Genomic DNA, 12,499 nt, shown 5'->3' on the forward strand with positions numbered 1-12,499 from the left:
CTCCCCTTTATTTACGTTTTCTATAAAGTAGATAACAATTCGGAAATATCCTCTAATTCATCTAGTGTCAATTCTTCATCGCTAAAATCGGTTAACGTCCGCTCTTTTTCTCTCGTTACGCAATGGGCTATGATGGACTGCAAATATTGCTGAAAGCTCGCTATAAACCGCTCTATCGTGGCTTTGTTATATTGTTGCCTGTTATAGCCGACCACTAACGTCATAGCTCCTTTCGTTACGAACGCTTTGATGTCAAGCGTGTACTCCTTGTAACATTCGGAATTCGCCGATCCGGTCGCGGCAAACGAAGAAATCTCGAATACTTCGCTGTTTCTTTCACAGTCAAGTTGACCCAAATAGGTAAGGGCGATCTCAGGTTTCGAGCAAAATGCGATCTCCTTTTTGTCCTCCGGCACCAAATATTTCAACGCCCCGTAGCCGATGCCTTTGTCCGGAATGCGTCTGAGACTGTCTTTGGTCGATTTGATCTGGTGGCTAAGCGCGTCCTCTCCTGCCAAACCGCCTGGAACGTCCATATCTAGCATCACCGGATACGCGGAAGTAAACGATCCTACGGTGCGCGATAGGTCGATTCCTCCCAACACATCATCCTCACGTCCGTGTCCTACCATGTTTAGCAGCGCCCGCTTTTCCCCGGTCCACTGCTGTACGGATAGTCCCAATGCCGTTAGTAACAGAGCTTCAGTATCCGTGCTGTACGCTTCGTGCGCCTCTTGAAGCAGTTGACTGGTCTCCTGCTCGGTTAACCTCACGCTCAGTGTGTACTCGTCTCGACTCGTATTACTCGCATTGCTTGCGGTCTCCGCGTCTTTCGGCAACCCCACTACCTGAATATCTTCGATGCTACGCCAATACTCCTGTTCCCCCAGTAGCTGAGGTTTGCGCGCATATTCCGCAAGTCTCATCGCATAGTCAAGGTACGACGTTGTTTTCAGCGGGAAGCCGATGACCTCACCGGAAGTCCGCTGCTTGTAGCCTGTCGAGAAATCCTCCAGCAAAATTCTCCACGAACCGCCATCGACAACCAGAGGATGGATCGCCACCACCAAGTAATCGCCACCAGAAGCTCGGAACAGACCCAGCCTCACCAACGGCCCTTTTTCCAAATCTATACGCTGCTGAATGTTCATCGCCTGTTCGGCGGTTTTTTCCGCATTGTCCGGCTCGTCGCTGATATCGACAACCTCCAAGCTAAAGCTCGTCCCGTCTACTCCCCGATTATGCTGCTTCCAGGCGCCTTCTTCTTGGCTATATACCATGCGAAGCGCATCATGGTGTTCCGCCAATCGCTCAAATACTTCGCGCACCGCCTCTTCTTCAAATCTGTTCCTGCGGTAGAGTATGACAGATTGGCTAAAGCGGCGGAGTTCTCCCTGGCGCTCCAAAAATTGCCGCTGGACTGGCGTCAGCACCACTTCACCCTCCACCAGCCCTTGGTCGATAGACTGTCTGATCCTGCTAACATGAGGAGACAACTCGCCAATCGTCGGATACTGGAACAGGTCTTTGACAGTAATACCGAATCCATACTGGTACAATCTTGACGATATTTGCAAGGCTTTGATCGAATCTCCGCCTAGCTCAAAAAAATGATCCTGTATGCCTATTTGCGGTACACCCAATACGTCCCGCCACATGTTCGCAAGCAGCTCTTCCGTCTCGCTGCGCGGAGCGACATACTCGCCTCTTGCATTTTGGCAGTCCTCCGGCTCTGGCAACGCTTTGCGGTCAAGCTTGCCGCTGGAAGTCAACGGCAAACGGTCAAGCTGCACAAAATACGAAGGAATCATATAGCTTGGCATAAATGTAGCCAACGCTTCCCGTAGTTTCGATACGACCAGTTCCTCTTCGGTTACCACATAAGCGCAGAGCTCCTGTTGCCCGTACGTGTTTTCACGGGCAACCACTGCCGTTTCCCGTGCGGAAGCCGCTTGGAGAAGTGCGGTTTCAATCTCACCCAATTCAATCCGATATCCGCGAATCTTCACCTGATGATCGAGACGGCCCAAATACTCGATGTTCCCGTCCGGCAGCCATCGTGCCAGGTCGCCTGTTTTGTACAAGGTTCCTTGTCCAATAATTCTGTTACTCACAAACTTTTCTGCGGTTAAATCCGCCCGGTTCAAGTACCCTCTCGCGACACCCGATCCAGCAATGCACAACTCACCAGCGACACCCAAAGGCTGTAGCTGATTCATTCTGCTCAAAATGAATATCTGCACATTGGGAAGCGGTTTGCCAATAGGTACAACCTTTTCTGTGTGGCCTTGAACGGAAAATTTAGTTGCGTATACGGTGGCCTCGGTCGGTCCATACACATTTTCCAGTCGAACGCCTGGCACAGCTTCACGAATCTTGTTGGCAAGGTCGGGTGCCAGAGCCTCTCCGGCGGCGAATATATATTTCAGTTGACCGATGGCGCCGATTTGTTCGGCGTTACTTACAAACCAGCTCAGCATGGACGGCACGAAATTTATATGGGTAACATGATGCCGCTCTATCGCTTGCATAATCAGATGGGGTTCCTTCTCCGCTCCTGGTTCCAGAATGACCAGACGACCGTCCCCTACGATCCAACCAAAAATTTCAATCATCGAAACGTCGAACGTATAGTTTGTTTTTAGCAGGAACGCATCCTTTTCTTCCAAAGGATACAAATATTCGTGCACGAATAAGACGTGAAGCAAATTGGCGTGTTCAATCGTCACCCCTTTAGGTAGACCTGTAGAACCTGACGTATATATAACATAGGCAAGATCGTTCATCGCATGGACCGGTTCAAGGTTGGCTGTGCTGCCCCCGTAGCTCTCCTCTTGATCTATGAGTACGATATGCCCTGCAAAAGACAAATCAGACACCCGTCCGGATTGAGCGAGCAATATATTCGCTTGGCTGTCCCGTAGCATGTACTCGATGCGATCCGCCGGAAAATCAGGATCAATAGGAACATAAGCGCCTCCTGCTTTTAAGACCGCTAAAATTCCAACGATCATATCAAAAGATCGCTCCGTTACGATCCCTACGAGGACATTCGGCATGACCCCTTTGCTGCGCAGGTGATAAGCTAGTTGATTGGCACGTTGGTTCACTTGCTGGAACGTCATTTGCTGATCCTGGTACTGCAAGGCGATCCGGTCAGGCGTTCGTTCAGCCGCTTCTTCCAGTAGTTTATGGATAGGCTCTTCTGTCGGAAAACGCACCTGGGTTTGATTGAATGCCGTCAGTAAAGTTTCCTTCTCCTCAGGTAAAATCATGTTCATTTTATCCGCTCTGCGGTTCACATCCGTCATGATTAGTTCCAAGATGCGAATAAAAGTTTGCGCCATCTCCTCTACGGTTGCCTGAGGCAGAACGGAACCGATCTTGATCAAATTATGACCCAAAGTGGTCGATACGGAGAAATCAAGTAGCATGTTCGTTCTCTCGTAGCTGTTGTCGATTTCAAATAAAACGTTGTCGGTTTCCATGGTACCTTGGGCAATGTTGTTAAACACATGGAAATCGACGTAGTTAAACATGATATCGAAGAACGGATTTTTCCCGAATGCCGTCTCCCCAGCGGCTTTGCAAATATCCGGAAGAGGGAGTCTACCGTACTCTTTCAAATCGACATGCTTACGATGGACTTTACGAATCAAATCCGCCCATGTCATCTCTTGCTCAAACTGGATACGGAAAGGGACCGTATTCAGGAAACATCCCAAGATTTTTTCGCCGTCTTCGCAAATCGGTCGGGCGTTTTCGACCAGCCCTGCCACAACATCCTCCTCGAAGGCATACATCCGAAGCAGGGAAAGGAAAGCGGTAAAACATACGGTCTTGAATGTCGTATCATGCTGCTGCGCTATTTGTTTCAATTTCGCAACGAGCTCCGGGTCTAATGGTTTGGTGACCACCGTGTAAGACGCGTTCTCGATCTCCCCGCCCGAACTATGGGGAACCGGAAGCTCCCAGCGTTTATAATGGGTTAATTCTTCCTGCCAAAATTGCTGAAACTCGTGATTATTCTTTATAGCAAGCTGCTCAATGACATAATCTTTGTAGCTACTCTTAAGCGCATGAATTTGGAGCGGCTGCCGTTCTTTCAGACGGTAATATAAAGTAGTCAATTCCGTCATCAGCGATGCCACGCTCCAACCGTCCATAATGGCATGATGAAATATCCAAGCCAACAAAACGTATTCTTCATTCAGCGTGTAGACATGCAATCTCCAAAGCGGCTTATTGACGTCTATTGAAAACAGGTTTTGGCGATCCTTGGCAAGTTGATCAGCAATGAAACGTTCTCTTTCCCCCGCGGATTGATCGGCGAGGTCGAAGAAGTTCACTTCCATCGCAACATGTTGATGAATGACCTGAACCGGTTCCGGGAAATCGTGAATATGGAAACTCGATCTCAACATGCTGTGTTTCGCAACCAATTGCTCCAAAGCTTGCCTCAGAATATCGTGTTTGTACGAATCATCCTTTAAGCGATATACAATCTGATCGTGGTATATGGCGGCTTCGGGCGTTTTTAGGCTGTGATAGATCATGCCTTTCGAGATTTCGCTCATGGGATGCAAATCTTCCGCATCCGTCAAACGTTCCGCGAATCGGACGTCTTCCCTCAAACTCAGCTTGAACGCTTCGGCTGCGGCAGTTGCGTCTTTAAGCAGCTCTTCATGCTGAGCGTAAGTTGTCTGACTTTGAATGTGCTCCACAAGCATGCCGATCGTAGGATACAAATACATCTCGCGGATTTGCACATGAAACTGGCAGTGGCGATTCATTTTATTAACAAGTCCGATAACTTTAATGGAATCTCCGCCCAAGTCAAAGAAGTTATCGTGGATGCCAACCTGCCGGACACCAAGCATGTCTTGCCAAATCTCCGCAAGCTGCCACTCCAGTTCACTACGTGGTGCTTCATAGTTCCCAACGTCGCGTAAGCTATCGTCCGGTTTCGGTAGCGCTTTGCGATCCACTTTCCCGTTGGATGTCAGCGGCATATTTTCCAAATATATAAAGTAAGATGGCAGCATAAAGCTTGGCAATTGTTTCGTCAGATAGGTTCTAACCTCCGAAACAGGCAGCTCCGAGTCTGCTGTAAAATAGGCGCAAAGCGATTTATGTCCTCCATCTCCCTCTCCGGCCAATACGGCAGCTTCTTTGATAGAAGGGTGCTCCAAAAGCTTCCGTTCAATCTCTCCTAGCTCAATGCGATGCCCTCTGATCTTGACTTGATGGTCTATCCGGCCCAAATACTCCAAGTTTCCGTTCGGCAAACGGCGAACAAGATCCCCGCTTTTGTACAGCCGTTCGCCAGGCTCGTACGGATTCTGAATAAACTTTTCCGAAGTCAATTCCGGCTGATGAAGGTATCCCCTTGCCAGCCCTTCTCCGCCTACGTGCAGTTCCCCAGGAACACCTACAGGCACTAGCTTGTTGCGTGGGTCCAATACATAGGCCGTCAAAGTCGGAATAGGGTTCCCGATATCGCTACTATTTTGTTCGATCTCATTGGTGGTAATGTCTTTGTACGTAACGTGAACCGTCGTTTCCGTTATTCCGTACATGTTGATGAGCTTTATATGCTTGTATTTTTCTTTAAAAGACTTCAATTTGGCCGGCGCCAAAGCCTCTCCTCCAAAAATAACCATACGGAGACAAAGCTCCCGGTCTTCTGTCCGCATTTCTTCATGAATGACTGGATAGAAAGCAGTCGGAGTCTGATTGAGCACTGTAACGCGTTGCTCTTTCAATAGACCGATGAACCGCTGCGGATCTTGTGTCACTTCCTTTGGAACGATAAGCAGCTTGCCGCCGTAAAGCAAAGCCCCGTACATTTCCCATACCGAGAAATCGAAGCAATACGAGTGGAATAATGTCCATACGTCGTTTGAGCCGAAATCAAAGAGGGATTTGTCGTTGAACAGCAGTCTTACCACATTGCGATGCTCGATTAGCACACCTTTAGGCGTTCCCGTAGTGCCAGAGGTATAGATGACGTAGGCCAAATCGTTCGGAGTATTGATCGTCTCCAGATCGGCATGTTCTCCCTGGAACAATTCCGGGCAATCGAGCAAAATTTGCTCACCGACAAACCCCGTTTTCGTCACAAGATGGCTTTGCGTCAGCAGAATTTGACATGCACTATTGGCCAAAATGAAATCAATGCGCTCCTGCGGATAGTCGGGATCAATAGGAACGTAAGCACCGCCGGCTTTTAAAACCCCCAAGATGCTCACGATCATCTCTATTGAACGTTCGCACATTATTCCGATCAGCTGATCTGCCTGCACGCCCTTGGCTCTAAGCTCTCTTGCCAACTGATTGGACTTTTCGTTCAGCTCGCGGTAGGTCAAGCTTGAATCACCCATGGCCACTGCAATGTTGTCTGGGTTGCTCCTTACTTGCTCTTCAAACAGTTGATGAATCGTTTTCTCATGTGGGTAATCCGCCTTCGTATTGTTGCATTCCACGATTAGATGACTCTTTTCTTGTTCAGTTAAAATATCGACTTCTTCCAACAGGCAATCAGGATTAAAAGTTACATCTGCCATGGCCTGTTTCATATGGCCTGCTATGTTCTCGACCCATTCTCGTTCATGAACCTGGGCGTTGTAGCTGTAGATCACCTTCATCTCTTTGCCCGGAATGACCGTGACAGTAAAGTCATAGTTATTGTGCTCCGAAAATTCGATTCCTTCGATCTGTAGCCCCTTCTCTTTCGACCCGCTCAGCGCTTTCATTCCTTGTTCAATCGGGTAATTTTCAAAAACGAGCAAATGGTCGAACAAATGTTGACGTAGCTCCGATTTTGCTTGAACCTCATATAAAGGACAATACGTGTGTGGTTCGGTCTCCAAGGAATTTTGCTGTATTTGGTGGATCAATTCGCGAAATGACATCCTGCCCAATCGTACGCGCACAGGAACCGTGTTAATGAATAAGCCCACCATTTGCTCGATACCTGGAATTTCCGCAGAGCGTCCCGAGACGACAGAACCGAACACAACGTCATCGGTCCGGTTATACTGCCGCAGTAATATGGCCCAAATCGCTTGGAAGACGGTATTTACGGTCACTTGATTCGTTTGAGCGAGATGAAGAAGACGTTCTGTCAATGTTTCATCCAAAGTCAGGCTCAATTCCTCATGATGATAGGTTCCACTTTCTTCCCTTCGTTCTCCCGCTCTCGGAATCGTTGCCTGTTGGTTGTAATTGTCCAAATAGTTCTGCCAATAAGACAGCGCTTCTTCTCGATCGTTTCCGTAGAGCCATTCAATATACGTGTTGTAGGCCGGAGCTTTTTCCAGCTGCATCGTCTTCCCTTGCTGCATAGCATCATATATTTGAAAGACATCTTTAAAAATAATGCCGAGGCACCATCCATCCATAATCAAATGGTGGAAACTCCAAATCAGCGTGTGGCTTCTCTCTCCAGTTTTAAGGATAGAGATTCGGAGCAGCAGGTCACGTTGAATATCGAAGCCTCGCTCTCGATCGTTCGCTTTATACGCTTCGATATACGCTGCTTTCTGATTTTCCTCCATGGCCGACAGGTCTTCCACATGCACAGTCAATCTTCGCTGTTTCCACACCACCTGCTGCGGGCGGGTTAGGCCTTCGTATATAAACACCGTTCTAAGCACATCATATCGATCAACTAATTCGTTCACGCTTCGTTCAAAAGCAGGGATATGAAGGTCGCCGGATAGCTCAAATTTGGCCTGTTCGAAATAAGCCGTCGTCCCTTCTTCCTTCAAATAGTGGAACAGCATGCCCTCCTGCATGTATGACAAAGGATAGATGTCTGCTATATTCGCTATGCTTCCGTCCTCTTTCAACCTATCTGCAAGAATATCCCACTCTTCTAAGCTCAAGGTATGGCTACTAAAATCGCCGGAAGTCTTCTCCGATTCCGTTTGGGCGGCACAGTGCGCAATGATGTCCCGAATATACCGTAAAAAGCTCTGAAGGAATTGGGCAACTGTCGTTTCTTTGTATTCTTCCCAGTGATAGCCTACGGTCAAGGTTAATGAGCCTTCCACAACCATAGCGTTAATGTCCAAGGCAACCGTGCGCTGCGCTTCCGCACTAACCATGTGTTGACACTGGTAATGGGATCGTTGAAAGACGTCTCTTTGTATGTCATTGTCAAACTGTCCTAAATAATTGAAACGAATATCGGGTTCGGTTCGGAAGGCAATTCCTTGCTTATGTTCTTCCGACATCATGTATTTGGAAATTCCGTAGCCTATGCCTTTATTGGGTATACGCCGCAGACCGTCCTTGACGCGCTTGATCCGGTAGCCGAGCAGGTTCGATTTCGTTTGAACCTGGTCCGAAGTGCGCAGATCGAGCAAAACGGGATAGATCGACGTAAACCAGCCAACCGTTCGGGTGATGTCCACTCCGGACAGTATCTCTTCTCTTCCATGTCCTTCGAGGTTAATCAGCACCTGTTCTTGCCCCGTCCATTGCTGTACGGATAGAGCGAGCGCGGTCAACAGGATATCGTTGATTTCGGTACGATACGCTTGATGGGTTTCCTTCAGCAGAAGCCCCGTCTCTTCTTCCGACAGGGTCATCGAAAGCAACCGCTCATCCCTGCGTTTACGCTGAAGGGCTTCGCCGTCTTTGGGCAGCGGAGCGATCGATACGGATTCGATTTCTTTCCAATAATCGAGCTCTTTTTTCAGCTTCCTGCTGACTGCATAGGTCTGAAGCTGACTAGCATAATCTCGATAAGAAGTCGTCTTCGGCGGGAGCTTCATTTCTTTGTTCGCTTCCAGTTGGCTGTAGAGGTCAGAGAAATCCTCCAAAAGAATCCGCCAGGACACGCCGTCCACCACCAGATGGTGAATAGCAATCAGCAAGTGATCTCCTTCGGCTGTGCGGAATAAACCGAGCTTTACAAGCGTCGGGTCGGTCTCCAGATTCATGCTCTGCTGAATATTCCGCTCTTCTTCCGCTATGTGCGCAGTGATGTCGGTTTCCTGTGTCATATCCACTACGTGCAGATGCACCTGCTGTCCTTCGATCCCCCGGTTTTGCTGGATCCAACCTCCTTCGTTCGACCGGTATACCCCCATACGCAGAGCATCGTGGTGCTCTGTCAAACGCTCAAAAGCACGACATACGAATGAAATGTCGAAGCCGTGGCGGCGATACAGCATAACAGATTGATTGTGATGGTGCAGTCCTTCGCCCTCTTGCTCCCGAAATAGCCCGATTTGAATGGGGGTAAAGCTCACTTCGCCTTCTACCGGACCTTGATCAATGATTTGACGGAATTCCCGTACGGAGGGCGATAATTCAGCAATGGAAGGATGCTGTAGCAAATTTTTGACCGACAGCTCAAAACCAAGCTTGCGCATTTGAGAGCACACTTGGAGAGCTTTAATCGAGTCCCCTCCCAATTGAAAGAAGTTTTCCGCAATTCCAATCCGGTTCACTCCCAAAATGTCTTGCCATACAGCGGACAATGTTTCTTCAATCGGATTGCGTGGAGCCGTATACTCGACTCCGCTATAATTATCTCCATCCGGCTCCGGAAGCGCTTGGCGGTTCAGTTTACCGTTGGGGGTTAGCGGAATGCAATCCAAAGATACGATATAAGAAGGTATCATAAAGCCCGGCAAAACTTGTGCCAGTGCATCTCTCGTTTGCTTGATTGTGCATCCGTCCTTCAAAACAACATAAGCGTAAAGAGAACTTTGACCGTGGCGATCCTGTCGGGAAATAACCGCTACGTCCTGAATCGCTTCCATTTGCAGAAGCTTCGATTCGATCTCGCCAAGCTCGATCCGATGGCCTCTGATTTTAACCTGTTGATCCATCCGTCCTAAGTACTCCATATCGCCGTTCGGGAGCCACTTCGCCAAATCTCCCGTCTTGTACATCCTCTTTTCTGGGAAGAACGGACTTTCTACAAATCGTTCCGCCGTCAATTCGGGCCGGTTTAAATATCCTCTAGCCACTCCTTCTCCCGACACGTACATTTCCCCTACAACCCCAATGGGAACTGGACGGCACTGCTCGTCCAAAATATAGCACGACAATGTTGGGATAGGTTTTCCTATATTGCTGGCGGGATGATCCATATTAGCTTGATCGATTTCCTTATACGTGACATGCACAGTCGTTTCTGTAATTCCGTACATGTTGATAAACTTTACTTCGGGATATTTCTCTTTCCATTGTTTCAATCGCGTCGGAATTAAAGCTTCGCCTCCGAAAATCACTTTACGTAGCTTACTTGCCGATTCGGGTCTGCCTAATTCCTCTTGAACTAGCGAATAGAAAGCCGACGGAGTCTGATTTAGGACGGTCACTTGTTCATGCCGGATCACTTCCCAAAATGCAGTGGGATCTTGAGCGACCGTCTTCGGAATGATGACCAATTTGCCGCCGTACAAAAGAGAGCCGTACATTTCCCATACGGAAAAATCAAAGCAGAACGAATGAAAGAGCGTCCATACATCCGACTCCCGGAAATCAAACAGCGGTTTACTGTTAAAAAAGAGCCTTACGACGTTTTTATGCTCAATCAAAACGCCTTTCGGTTTCCCGGTTGTACCGGACGTGTAAATGACATATGCCAAATCCCGAGGCTGTGCAATACTAACTGGATTGGACGTATCTCCCGTATACAAACGTTCGTCATCCAGATACATCAGCTCTCCCGCATAAGGCAGCTCAAATGGAAGATGACGCTGAAGAAGCAGCACGTCCACCCGGCTGTCTTCCAGCAAAAACTGGATACGCTCTTTGGGATACTCCGGATCAATAGGCACATAAGCGCCCCCTGCTTTCAAAATACCAAGCATGCCTATGATCATTTCACAGGAGCGATCCGCCATGATGCCGATTAACTGATCTCGCTTTACTCCTTTGGTAAGAAGCTTTCTGGCCAATTGATTTGCTCGTTCATTCAGTTCCCGGTACGTTAGCTGCCGCTCTTCAAACACTACCGCAATATGGTTCGGCGTTTTTTCCACTTGTTCTTCAAAAAGCACTGAAATCGTTTTGTCCATAGGATATTCTGCATCTGTGTCATTAAATGTAAACAAAATGTGGTTCTTTTCTTCTTCTGTGAGTAGATCGATCTGGGAGAGTGGTTGTGAGGGGTTCATGATTACTTGATCCAAAATGTTCAATAATCCGTTCATCATGCTTTCAATTTCTTGTTCCGTAAACAATTCGGTACGATAATCCAGATAGAGGATAAGCTCCTCCGTATTCGCCTCTTCTACAATATGGATGTTCACATCGTTAACTTCATGTCCATGCGAAAGGCTTTCCGTTTGGTATGTAATATTCCCGATTTGGTCCCATCTAAGAGGTCGATATTCTAGACAAATGCCGAATAATCTGTTCGTTTCCGGGTTATTTTTTCTCAAATGCTGAATCAGCAAATTATAGGGGTATTTTTGGTGTCGTAGAATCGAAGCTTTTTCTTTATTCACATGCTGAAGAAAGGTGACAAAATCTATGCTCGGATCCAAGCAAGTACGAAGAGGAAATGTGCTAACAAACATGCCAAGCATCTCTTTTTCTTCTTTGGTCGTACGATTGGCATAAACTGTACCAATCGCAATATCCCGTTGGCCTGTCATTTTATAAACATAGACGTATAAGGTTGTTAGAAATATTGAAAATATATTCGTAGCATAATTGTTACAAAAATCATGGATTTTGCTACCGAACTCTTTAGGAAGCTGGATCGTTTTCCGTTCGGCTTCCGTACCTATCTGGTATGAATTGTAATCTTTGAGGCTTATAAACTCCGGCAAGGTGGAAAATTTTTCATTCCAAAATGTGCGGTCTTTCTCGTATCGAGCCGATGATAGGTATTCCTGCTCATTCTTAATGAAGTTTAAGTATGACGCACCCGTTTTTTGAAGCTGAGGTTCATTATCCATTAGGTTCGTGTAAGCTTCAAAGATTTGCCTTGCCATAAAATCCAAAGACATGCCATCGACCATGATGTGGTGAAATTTACCGAAAATAAGCGTCTCCTGATCACTCAACCGAATCAATGAGAATGCATATAATCTGGAATTGAATTGCTCGAAGGGGGTCTGAGACTCACGCTTCACCCATCCGTCAAAATCATCGATATCGTGAATATCAAAAAACGGAACATCAAAAAGTTCATGATCGGCAAAATACTGTCTCGATTCATCGTCATCGTGCTGAATCAGACGAATTTGAAAAGCGCTATTGTTTGCCGTCACGATATGAATAGCCTTGACTAATAAGGAATAATCGATATCGCCCTTCACTCTTATAAATCCGGCAAGGTTTGAAAGGCTAGAATTGGAATATAATTGATCGGTATACCAGATTCTTTTCTGCGGATGAGTTAGCAAGTAAGTGTCGGAATTTGTCCGTTCTGCCTCTTTGTTCATAATCTATTCCTCCCCATATCCTGTCGGTACGATTTTGTTGTTTTTCCATTATTTTTAAAAAATAACACTAATAAACA

The 12,499-nt window shown here is 47.2% G+C and carries 1 protein-coding gene; it reads right to left on the reverse strand.

All coding sequences use genetic code 11. The features are described from left to right. Positions 1-20 precede the first annotated feature (20 nt). The gene (locus EEL30_25850; protein QDX95400.1) at positions 21-12,422 is read right to left on the reverse strand and encodes an amino acid adenylation domain-containing protein; all 12,402 of its coding nucleotides are present in this window, start codon (positions 12,420-12,422) and stop codon (positions 21-23) included. Positions 12,423-12,499 lie beyond the last annotated feature (77 nt).

The organism is Brevibacillus laterosporus, assembly GCA_007833815.1.
Taxonomy (GTDB): Bacteria; Bacillota; Bacilli; order Brevibacillales; family Brevibacillaceae; genus Brevibacillus_B; species Brevibacillus_B laterosporus_D.